The 16,743-nt window shown below is 50.5% G+C and carries 9 protein-coding genes and 1 riboswitch; of the genes, 1 reads left to right on the forward strand and 8 read right to left on the reverse strand.

All coding sequences use genetic code 11. The features are described 5' to 3' along the window. Positions 1–77: 77 nt before the first annotated feature. The 7 genes from DX130_RS22250 to DX130_RS22280 form a co-directional block, all read right to left on the reverse strand. On the reverse strand, positions 78–812 hold the full coding sequence (locus DX130_RS22250) for an ECF transporter S component (protein ID WP_116049141.1): 735 nt from the start codon (positions 810–812) through the stop codon (positions 78–80). After that, on the reverse strand, positions 794–2,470 hold the full coding sequence (locus DX130_RS22255) for an ABC transporter ATP-binding protein (protein WP_116049143.1): 1,677 nt from the start codon (positions 2,468–2,470) through the stop codon (positions 794–796). The genes DX130_RS22250 and DX130_RS22255 overlap by 19 nt, the downstream gene beginning before the upstream one ends. Then, entirely contained in the window at positions 2,443–3,333 is an 891-nt protein-coding gene (locus DX130_RS22260; protein ID WP_116049145.1) for an energy-coupling factor transporter transmembrane component T, read from the reverse strand. Before DX130_RS22260 ends, DX130_RS22255 begins: the two co-directional genes overlap by 28 nt. Beyond that, the gene (locus DX130_RS22265; protein ID WP_240644654.1) at positions 3,330–4,307 is read right to left on the reverse strand and encodes a DUF4430 domain-containing protein; all 978 of its coding nucleotides are present in this window, start codon (positions 4,305–4,307) and stop codon (positions 3,330–3,332) included. Before DX130_RS22265 ends, DX130_RS22260 begins: the two co-directional genes overlap by 4 nt. Continuing rightward, entirely contained in the window at positions 4,304–8,980 is a 4,677-nt protein-coding gene (locus DX130_RS22270) for an S-layer homology domain-containing protein (RefSeq protein ID WP_116049147.1), read from the reverse strand. Before DX130_RS22270 ends, DX130_RS22265 begins: the two co-directional genes overlap by 4 nt. A gap of 163 nt (positions 8,981–9,143) precedes the next feature. Further along, positions 9,144–9,340, reverse strand: a riboswitch (cobalamin riboswitch). A 100-nt stretch (positions 9,341–9,440) separates the two neighbouring features. Beyond that, entirely contained in the window at positions 9,441–10,781 is a 1,341-nt protein-coding gene (locus tag DX130_RS22275) for a nucleotide sugar dehydrogenase (RefSeq protein WP_240644655.1), read from the reverse strand. 8 nt (positions 10,782–10,789) lie between these two features. Then, on the reverse strand, positions 10,790–12,097 hold the full coding sequence (locus DX130_RS22280) for a putative bifunctional diguanylate cyclase/phosphodiesterase (RefSeq protein WP_116049150.1): 1,308 nt from the start codon (positions 12,095–12,097) through the stop codon (positions 10,790–10,792). Positions 12,098–12,351: 254 nt separating this feature from the next. Between DX130_RS22280 and DX130_RS22285 the strand changes: the two genes are divergently transcribed. After that, on the forward strand, positions 12,352–15,420 hold the full coding sequence (locus DX130_RS22285; protein ID WP_116049152.1) for an ATP-binding protein: 3,069 nt from the start codon (positions 12,352–12,354) through the stop codon (positions 15,418–15,420). Between the two features lie 13 nt (positions 15,421–15,433). Here DX130_RS22285 and DX130_RS22290 read toward each other — a convergent pair whose 3' ends face one another. Continuing rightward, complete coding sequence (locus DX130_RS22290) at positions 15,434–16,567, reverse strand: response regulator (RefSeq protein ID WP_116049154.1); 1,134 nt, start codon at positions 16,565–16,567, stop codon at positions 15,434–15,436. Positions 16,568–16,743 lie beyond the last annotated feature (176 nt).

Consider the following 16,743-nt stretch of genomic DNA (forward strand, 5'->3'; position numbering starts at 1 on the left):
AGAAAAAGGCCAAGCCCAGAGGAAACGGACTTGGCCCTTCTATGAAATAAACCGGATGATACTCATTAGTGACTTTCCTACTTCTCGTCACCAGGCTCAATCAATCCATACTTGATTTTGACCCGCTCAATCTTCTCAATCATCGGACGCGCAATCAGAAAGAGAAAGATGACAGTAGACAGGGCATGAATCATATCAAACCAAAAGCCGGAGATGTACGTCGCAAGCAGCGCTCCCCATGAGAATTCCGCCGTAAACATAAACAGGCTGCCTAGGTTAATGATGCCGCCATAGATGAAGAAGGTCGCCAGTCCGCCGAACAGGCAGAGCGACAGCCTCGTTTTCGAAAGCTTGCCCTTCTGGAACAGAAGCCCGGCAATAAATCCAATGATTCCAAAACAGAACATTTGCCACGGCGTCCATGGCCCCTGTCCGAAGAAAAAATTGGATACAAAGCCCGCAAGTGCTCCGACAAGAAAACCCGCTTCCGCGCCCAAGCATACCCCGGCAATAATGACGATAGCTACAACCGGCTTGAATTGCGGCAGCATATAGAAGGCAGAACGTCCCGCAACCGCAAGCGCAGCCAGCACCGCAATCAAAATCAACTCTCTTGCTCTAGGCCCCCGCTGTTCGAACACCATCGCAAATGGCAGCATCGTATAGACGATAATCAGCATGCTAATGAAATAATACTTGCGGTCGTCGAAGTAGAATACGCCAGCCAATATGGTTAGCGGGATGACGATCAGAATGAGAATGGCGGCTAACAGCCTTCTCTTGCCCTGACCGTTCAATGACTGGATTGACATAGTCTTGCAACATCCTCCGTTGTTATGGCTTCCGGACAGAAGTGCCGCGCCATTCGATTAGCTGCCGTCGTGTAGAAGCTGTTGCCTGCAAAGAAAGCTCGCGTCCGGTTCGTCGTGACGACGCTCCCGTCGAAGAAGAGAGCGCAGCTATCGGCATGCCGGGCGCAAAACTCGATATCATGAGATACCATCACAATTGTCACGCCCTGCCGGGTCAAATTGGACAGTAGACGTGCCAACTTCACTTTAAAGAAAGCATCAAGGCCTTTGGTCGGCTCATCCAGCAGTAGAATTCTCGGTTCCATCAACAGAATCTTGGCTAGCGCCGCTCTCTGCTGCTCCCCTCCGCTCAAATCGTAAGGATGCATATGTCTTACAGACTCCAGCTCGGCTAAGAGAATAACATCCTCCACCTTGTGCTGTCGCTCTTCCTTGCCTAGTTCCGAATCTGCCAGCATCTCCAGCAGATCCAGCTCTACGGTCTTTTTCAGAAACAAATGCTGTGGGTTCTGCGGCAAAATGCCCAAATTTCGATGAAACCGCTCCTTAAGCCCTTGCTTCTGAATGTCTTTCCCATTCACAAGTACTTTGCCCCTGTAGGGAAGCTGGGTTCCGCCGATTAAGGACAACGCCGTCGTCTTCCCTGTCCCATTGCCTCCCACAATACAATACCATTCGCCTTCCTTGACAGTCAGCGACAAATCTTTGATCGTATCAGGAGCCAGCTTGTCATACCGGAACCATACATCCCTCAGTTCTACGACAGATCTAACGGGACTTGCATCGACAGCGGACTGATCAGACAATTGGGCAGGCGCCTTGTCTTTCATCCATTTGTTGATCCAATTTCTTCCTTCATTAATCGTAAGCGGATATACCACCCCCGACTCGGGATGAACAACACGTGCAATTTGCATCGCACTCGGCATCGCCGCGAACATCGGATGATTCATCTCAGCTAGCGCAGCGCCTGCTTGAGCCGGCGGGGCATCCGCAATGATCCGTCCCTGGTCCATGACGATGAGCCGCTCGGTCAGCGGAAGAACCTCTTCCAGTCGATGCTCAGACAGAATGATTGTCGTCCCGAGATCGCGATTGATTCTGCGCAACGTGTCCAGAAACTCCTGTGCAGCGATCGGATCAAGCTGCGATGTCGGCTCATCCAGAATAAGGACGGACGGCTGCATCGCCATGACGCCGGCCAGATTCAGCAGCTGCTTCTGACCTCCAGACAGCTCAGCCACCCGCTTGTGGAACCAAGATTGAATACCGAAGAAGCTCGCCATCTCCGCAACGCGAAGCCGAATCGTTCGCTGATCACAGCCTAAGCTCTCCAGCCCGAAGGCGAGCTCATGCCACACTTTATCCGTCACAAGCTGGTTATCCGGATTCTGTTGCACGAATCCGATCTCCGACGCTTGCCGCCGCTGCTCGAGGGAGGATAACGGCTCCCCCTGAAAATAAATCATGCCGTCCCGTTTGCCGTGAGGCGTAAGAATTGTCTTGAATTGCCGCAGCAGCGTACTCTTGCCGGAGCCCGATTGACCGCATAGGGTAACAAACTCTCCGCTTCTAATTGCCAAATCCAGCCCAACAAGCGCCTTCCGCTCTTGCAGCGGGTAGCTGAAGCTTACATTTTCGACTCGATACGCTTCCATTTCCAAGCCTCCTGCAAGTTAATAATGACCGGAAGCATGCACAGAAGCGCGTACGCGGCATAAACCGCCATGCTCCATACCGTAACCGGGGCCAGCTTTATCGATGGAAAAAACCTCATGCTGACGGTTCCAGACATGATCCCGGCGCCCATAATGGCGGCAAGCAAACCCATAATGCCAAGCAAAATACCGTCTCTTCCATCAAAGCGGAAGATCGAGAAGGTCGTTCTGCCCGGCAAGCCGTAGCCCCGCGACTTCATGGAATCGGCTGTCTCCATTCCGTTCTCAAGAGCCCAGGTCGTCATCATCGATAAAATGTTGATGCCGTTCTTCGCCCTGCTCCATAAATTCCCTTGCGTCATGTCCCGTCCGATGCAACGCTGCGCATGGGATATCGCTTTGATCTGCTCGATATATCTCGGCACAAACCGCAACACCATCGATAACACCAGCGAAAGCGCAGGAATGACTTTGCCGAACAAATAGATGAATTTGTCCGATGTCATTACCGCATTGTAGCAAGAAAACCATAGAATCATGGTAATGAACATGACGGCCGCCGCCACACCGTACAGGATCGACTCCAGAGTGACGGGATTGCCGCTTTTCAAATAAAAGAGGATGGTTACACCCTGATGATTAAAGGCCGGATTCATCACCGCCATAATGAGCAGCATCGGAAGCAAGTAAATGAAGCTGAACTTCAGCGCTTTGGCTCCCTTCACGAGTACCGAATAACTGAACGCCCCAACCAGCGCAATAGCTTGAGCAATCGGGTGCATAACCAGCATGCTGCATGCGATCATACACACAAAATAGCTGAAGGTTAGAGCAGGATGCAAACCGGCAAAGCTGTCTCTCATTTCTCGCCTCCCGAAGCGACAAAGCCTCCCCCAATATCACGGCCCAAATCGCAGGTATAGACCCAATCGACGACATCGCCGTCCTTCAGCACATAACGGCTTGCTCCGTAATTGGGGAACCACTCATTAACCTTGTACATCCAGCCGCTAAGTTCTCCGCAATCGAATTCATAAATATTGTTAATGCCCTCAACATAATTGCTGTTATAGATCGGCGTCATCACGAACTCCATATGAATTTTATTTCGTTTCATTTCTCTGAGGAGCACGTCGAATACCGACTCACCTTCATAGAATGTCACCTTCTGGGAGGGATAAATAACGCCATCCTCGGGCAATACTTCCAGCTTCTTCTCGTTGAAGAGCTTCATATTGTTCAGTATGGTTTTGGCAGTGACGGATAAGGTAATTGTCAATTCCTTGTCCTTATCGATTGTGACATCCTGCCACTCCACCGGCTTTGGCTTACCGGATGGTATCGGATCGGTCAAATAACGATCCTTGCTTTCTTCAGAAGGCCTCGGAGCAGTTGTGGGCTTCGGTGTAGCCGCCGGCTTAACCGTCGCGCTTGGTTGAAGCGATGGTTTAGACGTCGCTTCAGGGTTCGACGTCTCCTCCGGACTGCCGGAGGCTGGCTGCTCCATAGGGGCAGATGGAGCAGGCGCTTCCGATGGGAGCGCCTCCTTCTCTTGCTGTCCGTTGTCTGTCTCCTCGCCGGGAACCTCAGTGGCCTGTTCCAGCTGTGTCGATTGCTCTCTATCGGGTATGCGCTCGCTGTCTGTATCTTCGGGAGCGGTTGCTTCCGCAGAGGCAGAAGGAGTGGCGACAGACTCTTCTTCACTGATGACATGCGCAGCCTGCTCAGGTGTTAGCGGAACAACCTCATACCGCGGCCCCAAAAAGAAGGCGATGACAAGCGCCAGAACAACACAAATTCCGAATAGGAATTTTTTATTGCTCATCCACTTTTTCATTTCGAGTTCACATCAGTCAGGTCATATAAGCGATTTTCCCCTTGGAGCAACCGCTCATAAGCCACAAGCGCATACATCGCCTGATCGGTTGCCATCGGATCTACGAAGCCAGGTTCAGCTCCGCCATTGCTCTCATCGCCCGCTTTAATGTGATAGAAGCCCCCGCCTGGTGCAGCGAAGCCAAGCAGCGCATCAACGGCAGATCGCCCGTTCTTTATAAATCTAGGATCAAGATGAGCATCTATACCAAGAGCAGACAAAGCCACGATCACTTGCGCCGTGCTTTCCGAGTTGACCGCTCCCCAGCTCTTATAGCCTCCATCCGCGTTCTGCACTTGGGAAAGCCATTGGAGGGCGCGATCTACTGCCGCCTTTACTTCCGGCTTCGACTTGTAGTACGGGGCCAGCGACTGAATCGCCATTGCCGTAATATCCGGATCGGCTTTCTCCGGCTTCGATCCAAGCGCCCATCCACCGCCTGCAATCTCTCTATTCAGAATAAACTCTATCAATCTATTTCTGGTTGTTTGAACCTTTACATCGGCCACTTGCGGTATCTCGTAAGCACGGCTATCAAGTGCAATAAGAGCAAATATCGGCCCGTTAATGCCTTGTATTGTCAATGTATTGAAGTCGGCCAACGGCTTTAGCAAGTCATATCCCGCTGCCTTCGTAACATCCTTCCCGATTGCACCGAGGGCAAGAATGACCCTGTCGTACTCCGTATACTTCATGATATGAAGCACGCCATCCTTAGCCTTCAACGTCTTGGTCAGGTTGGCATAATACGTTTCATAATAAGCATCCGGCACTTGTACGCCTGAGCGTGCAAGACTGAAGACCGTCCACTCTCCGCCGATTGACCCCACAATCGGATTCGTAATTGTTTTCTGCATGTACGCAGCCGTATCCGCGATCAGCTCGTTTACACGCTTCTGAATCGTTTCGTCTGATTCTCTGCCAGGCTGCACCTGCTCCGGATAATGATAAGCTCTCATGGCTACAACGATAGCCATTTCTCTTGTCACTTTGTCTCTCGGGTTAAACTTGCCGTTATGGCCCGTCATAAGACCGGCAGCCGTCACAACCTGAACGGCAGGCTTCGCCCATGCCGAAATATCGCTCGCATCCGCCGATTGAGGCTGTCCCTTAGACTCACCCATCTTCAACGCGCGGACAATCATAACAGCCATCTCTTCGCGGCTGATCGGCTTGTCCGGATGGAAGCGTCCTTCATAGCCCGTCACAATGCTCGCTTGATACGCGGCATGCACTGCCTCATAATACCAGTCGCCCGGCTTCACATCGGCAAACGATTCAGCAGGCTTCGCTACATTCTCCAGCTTCAGCACTTGCGCAATAATAGAAGCGAACTCCGCTCTCGTCACGGAAGACTTCGGATTAATCTTGCCGTCATAACCCTTAATAAAGCCCTTCTGTATCGCTTCGCCAATGGATGAGTAAGCCCACTCCGAGATTAGCTTGCTGTCGCTGAACAGCTTGCCAAGATCAGGCTTCTCACTGCCCCCATTGTTCTCCGATGGTTTGCCCGGTTCTGCCGTCTCCGGCGTTGTGCCTGGATCAGGATTATTCGGATTTTCCGGCGTCTCCCAATCCGTATCGGCGCCGACATCTCTGCCCAAATCCTTCGTAAAACGCCACTTGACGATATCTCCGTCCTTTAAAACATAGCGGCTTGCTCCGTAGTTCGGGAACCACCCGTTCACACTGTACATCCAGCCGCTTTCGGCGCCATGATCGAACTCGCCATCGCCCGCAATCGAGGCAACATACACACTCTCGTATTGATCATACCAAGAATACTTGTAGGTGATGCCTTCTTTGTCCAAAACTCGCTTCAAAAGATCCCATACGGTTTCGCCTTGCTCGAATTCAACCTTCACAGGAGAGATGACAAATCCTTTATTAATCGTCAGTTTGTCAATCGATAGTGTTGCCTTCTTCAGCTGCGGCGTCCCGCCTCCTGGAGGCGTAGTATCAACCGATGTGCTATAAGCTGCGAATTCTGTAAAATGGTTCGTTCTTACAATGAGATCTTCGCCCTTGTCGAATGCATACTCCGCTTTTCCGCTTTGCTTGCCCAATTGCTCGCTCTGGAACTTGGCGATAGCGTGAATCTTTCCGCCAGCAATATAGGCGGCATCCTTGCCTTTCATTCCGGCAAAGGTAAGCGTGACATATTGATCGAACGTCACCCCGGAAGCCCCGCCCATCGTAAACGCTAAAGCTACCTCAGACAGCTTCTTGCCGGAAGGCACAAGGGTATTCAGTTGTTCCTTCAAGGAGGCTCCGTCCGTATCCTGGAACGTCATAAGCTCCAACGCTTGCGAAAGATCGCCAGTGGACATCTGCATCCCAGCCGGGAATAGCGCTGATATCTTGCCCTTTATGACCGTAAGTTGAGGCAGAAGCCTACCGCTTGGCAGAGCGGCCCATACTTTGGATGTCTTCTCTTCCGGAATCGTGATCGTAATCTCTTTTCTTGCATCTGAAGGCTTAACGACAACCTTATATGCCGCATTATCGTTCGGAATCGCAATCTCTGGCTGTACATCACCTTCAGGCAGCGTAACTAGGTTAAGCTCCGGCCCTTCAAAGCGAAGCTTACCCAGCTTGTACCATGTGGACTCTCCGTTCACAACATCCGCAACTGCAACTGCCGATTGCTTCGTAGCCATGCCGATAGAGCCGCTTTGATTCAGCTGCCAAGTGAATGAGCCATTGTCAAGCTGATGCTTCAGCAGCGCGTCAATCGGCGTCTTGCCCTCAATTGCCCAATAGCCTGCGCGGTCAGTCAAATCCTCTCCGATCGCAACCAGACCTTGTATGGCACAGGCAATGCTGTTCGAGTTCTCGGCATCCCACTTGCTGGTGCCGGCGAAGCCGCCGCCTTCCTGTTGCATACTTTTCAAATATTGCTTGGCCTTCTCAATACTTTGTTCGATTGCTTTTCCATCGAATCGGGATAACACAATGAGCGCCCATCCCGTGTAGTCAATCTGGCTGAAGGAGCCGAAGCTGCCATTTTCCTTCTGTTGCTTAAGCAGCGACTCAAGCGCCTTGTTGCGATTCTTTTCATTCCAAGAGCCAACATCAACGCCGAGATCGGCTCCGATCTCCAGCGCAACCATGGCCCAGATCTGTTTGCCCAGATTGGAAAAACTGCCTGTCTCCTTATTCTGTTGACTCGCCAGCTCGGCGAACAGGTTTCGCTTCGTATCAAAAGCTTGCGCCGGATTCTGACCGACACCAAGCAAGCTGTATATATAGTAGATATGGCTGTTGTCAGTGACATCCGGCTTAATGCCCGGATCCTTCGTGCGCCAGTCATAACCCGGCCATGGCTTGATCGCGGCATAATTGCGCGCTTCCGCTACAGCAACGAACGCTTCCCAATCTCCTCCCGGTTGTGCCGGCAGGTTGCTGCTATAGTAATCCGCAAGATTGAACAAAGCCACTATTGGAGCTGAATCTGGTTGTGGCTCGAAGCTTTGTTCGCCCAGCTTGTACCAGGAAGACCGGCCATTCACGACATCCATTACCGCAACAGCAGATTGCTTGGTCGCCATCCCGATCGAACCGGTCGTACCGATTTGCCAAGTGAAAGAGCCGTTGTCCAGCTGATGTCTGATCAGCGCATCCATTGGCGTCTTGCCGTCAAAGGCCCAATAACCCGTTCGGTCGGTCAGATCCTCTCCGACTGCAACCAGACCTTGTATCGCACAGGCGATACTGTTCGAATTTTCGGATTCCCATTTGCTGGAGCCGTTAAAGCCACCGCCTTCGTTTTGCATGCTTTTCAAATATTGCTTGGCTTTCTCGATGCTTTGTTCGACCCTTTCCCCCTCATATCGGGATAAGACGATGAGTGCCCAGCCTGTATAGTCAATCTGGCTGAAGGAGCCGAAGCTTCCGTTTTCCTTTTGCTGCTTGAGCAGCGATTGGAGCGCAAGCCCGCGTCTCTCTTCGTTCCACGTAACAACATCTACGCCTAGATCGCGACCAATCTCGAGTGCAACCATAGCCCATATCTGCTTGCCAAGATTGCCGAAGCTGCCCGTTTCCTTATTCAGTTGGCTCGCCAGCTCGGCAAAAAGGTTCCGGTGCGTGTCGAACGCGTCAGCAGGGTTTTGTCCGACACCAAGCAGACCGTAAATATAATAAATATGGCTGTTGTCAGCTGTATCCGGCTTAAAGCCAGGGTCCTTCGTACGCCACTCATAATTCGGCCATGCTGGCAGATCAATATGCTCTGAAGCTGCTCTTAACGCTACGAAAGCTTCCCAATCCCCAGCAGGTGAGCTTGGCATTTTCGCTGCATAATAAGCTGCGACTTTCTCCATGGCATTCGTGTAGAATGCAACGGTATCTTCCTCCGCAGCCAAAGCTATTTCTTCTTCCTCTATACTTTCTGATTCATCCGGCTCGGCGACGGACTCATCCGACTCACCTTCTGCTTCTTCTACTGGCGTGCCAGCATTATCTCCAGTCCCCGTATCCATGATGACGGCTTCCGTATTTCCCTCAAACTGTATGACCGGCCCACCAACTTCGTCCGCCGCCCATACATAAGCAGGGCTTAGAACGGAGACCAGCATCATCAAGCTGAGAATTAGTGCTGCGAATCTGGTTTTCACTCGGTTGTTGAACATGACTCATTCACTCCTCCATAAAGTTGGGCACAACAAAAAAACACCTTCCTTCAGCCAGAAGAAAGATGTTGTACGAAACAAATAACATTTAATAGACCAAAGGCTGAACTAAGCCTCTTCCATTAAATAGCGCCAATACCTCCCTTCCCATCCGCGTGGGATTCCATAGAGCATTTTCATGGCAGGTTTCCTGGCTTAGCTTCATCGCCGGACAATCTCCTTCCCGTCTCGTGACAGTGGATCATGATGGCAGGCTCTGCGTTACAGTGGCGGGACCGCTTTCGATTCACACGAACTTCCCTTTTAACTTTTGATAGGATGCAACTCTATCTCAAAAGCACCATAAAAATCTTATTCAGTTGGCTACATGCTACTACATGCAACCTATGATGGCAATATAAATCTATTACGTACACCGAATCGTACTTACTTTCAATCACGCTTTCATAAGACTGCGTCATTACAGACTCCAATAATGATAACCTTGCCTCTCAAATTCAGTCCGATCATAAATGCCCATCACATCAAATAGCAACTTCTTGTGACCATCGCCGAATAACTTGTCGAAGTCCGAAATGTTCATATCAGCAATCATCTGATGAGGCGTCGCAACAATAATGGCATTCAGATGGTGCAGAGCGGACAAATCGGAAAGTTCTATGCCGTACTCCTCATAAGCAATCCGGCTATCTACGAGCGGATCGACAATAATAGGATGAATCCCGTATTGCTGAAGCTCGAATACGATATCCGTCACCTTCGTATTGCGTATATCCGGACTATTCTCCATAGCAGACAACCCGATGACGCCCACTCTCGCAAAACGGATATCCATTCTGAGTCCCATCAGTTTCTTGATGAACTGTTGTGCGATATATCGGCCCATACCATCATTGATATGCTTTCCCGCGAGCAGCAACGAAGATGAGTATCCCGCCACTTCAGCATGGCACAACAAATCAGAGGAATAGGAACCAGCCTCTTGTCCGCCAGCCAGTCCCGGGCTGTAGGTGATAACCTGCCCATTGACGCTCGCTGCCTCTAGCGCCGCTTTCGTATCGATTCCCATCCGATTGCACAACATAGACAGCTCGTTCATAAATGCCCTATTGATTTCAATCTGAGCTTTCCCGATGGCTTGCGCCGACTCTGCCGCCTTTATGCTCCCAGCACGGAATATGCCTCCATCCGCAACCATGCTATATACACTCGCTACAATATCCAACGTTTCGTCGTCTATGCCGGAGACAATCTTCCTCATGGTCCCATTCGATTGTTCCTCTTGATCGTTCCTTCTGCCTCTCGGTGGAGAGCAGCCGATCTTGAAATCTTCGCCGCACAGAAGCCCCGACTCCTCTTCCAGCATGGGCAGGCAGACTTCTTCGATCATCCCTGGATAGACGGTCGCTTCGTACACGACCACCGCTCCTATCTTCATCCGTCTGGCAATTGTTTGTGTTGCATCGCGAATCGGTGTCAAGTCTGATGCAAAGCCGCGTCTGACAGGAGCCGGAACCGCTATAATAAAGAAATCCGCATCCTCCAGCCTAGCTTCATCCGATGTGAATGCTACACTGCTGTCCCGAATAGCCTGAAAGCCAACATTGCCTGTAGCATCTATCCCTTGACGATAGCTCTCGATCCGGTCAGCATTGGCATCATAACCGATGACTGAGACATGCTTCGAGAATTCAAGTGCCAGCGGCAACCCGACATGTCCAAGTCCAATAACGGCTACAGCACTCTCCTGATTGACTAGTCGCGTATACATCATCCGCTTCATCCCCATTCCCAGATTCATCCTGCCCCTTATGCCTTGTCAGCCGGCCGCATCGCGTTATTCAGCCACTCCTCCACCGCTGACGCTTGCATAGGCTTGCTATAGTAATAGCCCTGCATAACATGGCAGCCTAATTCTCGAAGCATCGACATATGCTGGGGGTCCTCTATCCCCTCGGCTACAACCTCGACATTTAAGCTTTCCGCCATAAGTACAATTGCTTGAATCATCGTCTGCTTCACCGGCTTATCCATATCGCTAGTAAACAAACGGTCCAGCTTGAGAGAGTCAATCGGAATCCGGTCAAGCAACCCCAGCGCAGAATAACCACTGCCGAAATCATCCATGGCGATTCGGATGCCCAGCTCCCGAATTTCTTTCAACTGCTTCATAATGTCGTTCACATCATGCAGGACTACGGACTCTGTAATTTCCAGCTCCAGCCGGTCCGGAGGAAGCCCTGTATGCTTCAGTACCGCCTTGATCGTCTCCAGCAAGCTATCATTGCGGAACAGGCTGAGTGATACGTTGACCGCAACCGGCTGGTGAATACCCTTGTCCATCCATTGCTTGCACTGGGCGCATGCCGTAGCCAGCGTCCATTCCGTCAATGGCATAATCAGCCCGTTCTCTTCCGCAATCGGGATAAATTCTTGCGGATGGACAATACCAAGGCTGCTATGATCCCAGCGAATAAACGATTCAAAACCGGACAAGCTGTTTGTCTGCACGTTCCACTTTGGCTGATACACCAAAAAAAACTGTTTCTGCTCAAATGCTCGTCGCAAATCCTTCTCCAGCTCCAGCCTGCGAAACTGCTCCTTGCCGATCTGCTCGTTGAAGAAGCAATATTGATTTTTGCCAAGCGCCTTCGCACGGTACATAGCGGTATCGGCTGCCTTCAACAGCATAAGGCGATCCTGATCCCCTACGGGCCCAACGCTGACTCCGATGCTGCATGTCACATACAGTTCATTTTGTTCGATGACAAAGGGCTTCTTCATATGCTGCAAAATGTCCCTCGCAAGCTGTTCCGCGCCCTCCTCGTCCCCCGATTGCCGGACAACAAGAAATTCGTCCCCTCCGATTCTGAATACATGCTGACGGGGACCATCAATAAAGGTACTGAGACGAATTCCGACCTCCCTCACCAGCAGGTCGCCAATATGGTGGCCTAATGTATCGTTAACGGCTTTGAAGTGATCCAGATCCAGAAACAAGACACCCGCGGAATGCTCCGTTTGATAACTGTCGAAAAAGCGGGTCATCGCATGACGGTTAGGCAAATCGGTAATGCTGTCCCGATAAGCCAGCTTCTCCAGTTCTTGCCGATACATCGATTTGGCTCTATTTTGCACGAAAATATAAATCAACGCGCCTAGCAATAAAAGATAAAGAACAACAATAGTAACCAGTCCTTGTATGTAAAAGATAAAATAGATAGATTGCTATATTTAGTCTATCAAATAAATCTAAACAATTTCTCAACAAGCTGTATTTTTATGGAAACACATGCGCGATAATGGAGAACGGACGGAGATAATACCGACAGGAGAAAAGGAGATTCATAAAAAATGTCGAAAGTCCTGTTATGATGACGACAAAAAAACTAATCCTACTAACCTTAATATTCATTATTGCGCTTACAGCCGTCCGCTTGGTGTGGTATAGCCCGGAGCTGTTCCGACATCAACCTAAAGCCGAGCAAGGCCAGTTGGACTTGCGCAGCTGGCAGATTCCTGCCAAGGGGGTGATCTCTCTCAACGGAGAATGGACGTTTTATCCTATGCAGTTGTGGGACCCGAACGATTCGGAAGCTGTTCCCTCAACTTCTTCCAGCATTCATGTTCCCGGGAGCTGGACAGAGGCATTTACGGACATCGATTCATCCTACCGATACGGTACCTATCGGCTGCGTATATGGCTTCCGGAGAATGGGGAGCACAACTATAGCATTCGAACGGGCAATATAAGATATGCTTCCGCTATTTATGCCAACGGAATATTGCTCCAGAAGTCTGGCAATCCTTCCGAAACACCAGAACCACTCACGCCCTTGAATCTACCTTCTACCCTTGATCTGCCTGTCGGAACGGACTCGATCGATCTCATCATTCAGATCTCCAGCCACATGCCGAAAAGCGGCATTAAGACAGCGCTGTGGTTCGGTATGCAAGGGGCCGTTTCGTTTAAAAGCAATTTATCCGTCTCTATGCAGCTCTTATTATGTGTTGTCATTTTGCTGCATGGCCTATACGCCATCATTTTATTTTTTATCGGGCCATCCCATAAGACACTGATATACTTCTTCTTACTTGTGCTGGCGGCAACTCTGAGCGTGCTTGTCGACGACGACAGATTATTGTTCCATTGGCTTACAGTGCCCTTCGAGACGGGGGTCAAACTGGTCTTTCTGTCCTATATGTGTATTGCTGCTGTCGTGCCTCCATTGATTAAACAGTTGTTCTCGCGATATGACCGCGGCCATTCCCTGATCTGGTTCTATCTGTTATGCGCTGCGTTCTGTTTATTCGTTGTTCTTGCGCCGTCCCAGTTCTTGCTGAACTTCACTGCCTTGCTGATCGGTTTATTGCCGCTTTCATTGCTGGTATCGCTTCGAATACTCAGAAAGGCCGTTCTGCACGATCCCGATATGTTGTTTCTGGTGCTTGCTACATCGGCTATTATTTTGAACGTCGCTTGGGGGGCCCTGAATAGTCTGGCACTCATCGCACATCCCGTCTATTATCCGATCGACCTGATTATCGCTTTCCTATGCTTTGCCACTTTCTGGTTTAAGCAATTTATTCGCAAAAGCGAACAAAGCAGCCAACTGGCAGCCAAGCTTCAACACGAGGACAGGCGCAAGGACCAATTTCTGGCCAATACGTCCCATGAGCTTCGCAATCCGCTTCATGGCATCATCAATATCGCTCAATCCATGCAAGAAGATAAAGTACATCCTCCCAGTGAGCAGAATGCGCAAAATCTGGAGCTGCTCATCAGCATCGGCAAGCGCATGTCCTATTTGCTGAAAGATATGATGGATACGACCAGACTGAAGGAGAATCGTGTCACTCTGCATGTCGTCCCCCTTGATGTCCGGGCAGTTACGGCAGGCGTTCTGGAGATGGTCCGGTTCATGACGGAAGGCCGGCCTGTCCGTTTCAAGACGATCTTTCCAGACTCGCTTCCCCGCGTCATGGCGGATGAAAACCGGCTGATCCAGGTGCTGCTCAATCTGCTGCACAATGCGGTCAAATATACAGATAAAGGCGAAATTATCGTGAGCGCCTCCAGCCAAGACCACCTGGTATACATACGAGTCTCCGATACAGGAGTCGGTATGACAGAAGAGGATTTGTCCCGTATTTTCCAGCCCTATGAACAGGGTCAATTCAGTCTGGAACGGGCCGCGGGCGGGTTCGGTCTTGGACTTCACATCTCCAAGCAACTTGTGGAGCTGCAAGGCGGGGGTATGGAGGTCCAATCCACGCCAGGACAAGGCTCCACCTTTAGCTTCACACTGCCCAAAGCAGCAGTCGGGCCATTAATTAATCCCGCGTCGAATCCATACCCAGCTCAAAACCAAGCAGATGAACAAGCAACAGCTCAGCCTTCTTATCGCGTTATTGAGGCTGATGAACCCCATAATACGAAGAACACTAACCGTCCCGTAGTGCTTGCTGTCGATGATGATGTCCTAAATCTCACTGTTGTAGAGAACGTGCTGGGCAGGGAGCATTACCGCATCATTAAAGCATCCAGCGCTTCCGAGGCTCTCCTCCTTCTGGAGCAGCAGCCCGTGGATCTGGTTATTGCGGATGTGATGATGCCTTATGTATCCGGCTATGAGCTTACCCGCACGATACGCAGCCGTTTCTCAAGGGTCGAGTTGCCGATCCTGCTGCTCACGGCAAGAAGCAGTCCCGAAGATGTCTATACCGGCCTTCACGCCGGAGCAAACGACTATGTAACCAAACCGGTAGACAGCCTCGAACTGAGAAGCCGTGTACGCGCATTGACGGATATGAAACATACGATGAACGAAAGGCTGCGCATGGAAGCTGCATGGCTGCAAGCGCAGATCAAGCCGCATTTTCTGTTCAATACGCTTAATTCACTTGCTGCGCTCAGCGCCTTTAACCCTGCCAAGATGCAGCAATTAATGGATGCGTTCAGTCATTATTTGCGCATCAGCTACGACTTTTATAACGCGGAGAGAGTTGTTCAGCTTGATCGGGAGTTTGAGCTTGTCCGCTCCTATCTCTATATCGAGCAGGAACGATTCGGGGAGCGGATGAACATCTTGTGGAATGTAGCGGAAAACATCAACATCATGGTGCCCCCCTTGTCTATCCAGCCACTTGTGGAGAATGCCGTCAATCATGGCATTTTAAAGAGGGCTAGTGGAGGAACCATCACTATTCAGACAGAGGTATTGCAGGAAGGGGTGCGCATTGTCATTCGTGACGACGGCGTAGGGATGGGTTCTGACCAAGCTATGCGGTTGCTGGACGATTCCATATCCTCAGGCGGAATTGGTCTTCGCAATACGAATCGGAGATTAAAGCAGCTATACGGAAGAGGATTAACGATAGTAAGCAAGCCGGGGCATGGGGCTGAGGTTAGCTTCTTTATCCCAACAAACAGGGAATGAACGGTTCATCCGCTCATTCCCTGTTCTGTTCTAGCAACTGAGTGTACCACTCCGTAATGTAAGGGCTGGGAAGCTCATGCATCTGCATCTGCAAGGTTTGCTCCAGCACGCGATATTGTCGATGAACCGCGGCCAGATTGCGCTGGGAAGCGTAAAGCTTCATCAAGCCGAAGTGCGCTTCCTCTGCCACAGGCTGGCGAAGTCCGATCTCCAGATAACGCAGGATAGCTTGATCCGTCTGACCGAAGCCCTCATAGCATTCGGCAATGCGCAGGGACGCCCGCAGCCAGAGTTGGCGCAGCCTCTCTCGCTCCGCCTCCGCCCACCAGTAATCATACTCTTGCAAGAAATCCCCGCCGTACAATTCCATGGCCGCCGCATATCGGTCAATCGTCTCTGCTGTCAGCGGACGATCGAGAGAGATGGCGTTCTCCCACTCCTCCACATCAAACTGGGCATCCACTACGTTAAGCCGATAACCGTCTGCCGCATTCATCAGTTCAAAATGACGACCCAAGCGTGACAGCCCCTTACGAACATGATAGACGGTCGTATATAGTTGCGCATACACCTTCTCGGAATCCTCCAAGTCGGGCCAGAGCAAATCAATTAAAGTTGCTTTGCGGACCAATTCTCTCCGATGTAGGAGCAAATATAAAAAAAGTTCTTGGGCTTTGGCCGTTCGCCAATGCATGAGCTCATACGGCAGAGAGCCGGTTCCGATCTCTGCTTGCCGAAACAGCTTGATGCGAATAGAGGACGCCTGCCTCCTCTCGTCTCCGACGGACTCGCGCCGCTCCTTCAAACGATTAATCGTCTTAAGAAGCCGCGACTTCATAACAGGCTTCACGATATAATCCAGCGCATCTAGCTCAAAGGCCTTCACTGCGTAATCGTCATAAGCCGTCACGAACACGATGCTCAAGTAAGGCTTCTTCTCCAGGATCTGTCCCGCTAGCTCCAGGCCGCTGATTTCGGGCAAATGAATATCCAGAAAAACAATATCTACATCGCTTTGAAAGATTTGTTCTTTCCCCTTGAGAGGATCGATATGTTTCCCTATGATTTCAATCTCCGGCAAATCGGCAAGTTGATAAACCATATAATCTAGCGCAAGCCGCTCGTCATCGATCAGGATTACTCTCATATGCTTACCGCCTTACTCTATATTTGCTCCCAGCTACAGGACTTTCTAAGATTTTTCTTGTAAGTTGCCAAGTAGATTATACCATCTATACTTCTACTTTTTAACTTAGATTCCACATCTCACTTGAATGATCCTTCCGGACATGATAATTTAATGTTCGACAACTTCCGCAGAAT

Origin of the sequence: Paenibacillus paeoniae (assembly GCF_003388735.1) — a bacterium.
GTDB classification, from domain to species: Bacteria; Bacillota; Bacilli; order Paenibacillales; family Paenibacillaceae; genus Pristimantibacillus; species Pristimantibacillus paeoniae.